The 556-nt window shown below is 65.5% G+C and carries 1 protein-coding gene; it reads right to left on the minus strand.

Features of this window, described 5'->3' with window-relative positions; genetic code table 11:
- Positions 1-175: 175 nt before the first annotated feature.
- On the minus strand, positions 176-556 hold a 381-nt coding region (locus tag AAE514_RS18525), incomplete at its 5' end, for a tyrosine-type recombinase/integrase (RefSeq protein ID WP_347333046.1).

Here is a 556-nt window from a genome sequence, read left to right on the forward strand (position 1 = left end):
GAGCGTGCTGGCTGACTGAGGGCAGTCCCGGCAGCCCCACAGCAGGTCGCCATAAGGCCCCTGGCGGCAGCCACCGAGGGCATTGAGCGCTGACCACTGCTCCGCGTTCAACCGGTGACCGTACCGGCGGACAAAGCGCTCCCGGTAGTGCTCGGCGAGTGTCTGTAGCTCCATCTCAGACACCCCACAACACGCGCAGGCGCGAGAGCAGCCCGTTGATACGCCGATCGGTATCGCTCTGCGAGTAACTCGATAGCTGGGTATAGAGTGCGGTGGTCTTGGGGCACTCGTGTCCCATCTGCTCCTGAATCGAGCGTAGCCCCACGCCAGCATCGGTTAACAGGGTGCCGTAACAGTGGCGCAGCGTGTGCGGTGTCACCTCCTTGCGGATGCCCACATCGGCGACGATCCGCTTGAAGGAGCGTTGAAGCCCTCCGCGATCCATCGGTTGCTTCGCCTGGGCTCGTTCGTCGCGGTCTCGCCCGCGCGGGAACAGCCAGTTGGGGTTGCGGTGGCTGGCCCAGTAGGCACGCAGTGCCTCCAGGGCGAGCTGGGG

It is taken from the genome of Marinimicrobium locisalis (assembly GCF_039822625.1).
In the GTDB taxonomy this organism is placed as follows: domain Bacteria; phylum Pseudomonadota; class Gammaproteobacteria; order Pseudomonadales; family Cellvibrionaceae; genus Marinimicrobium; species Marinimicrobium locisalis.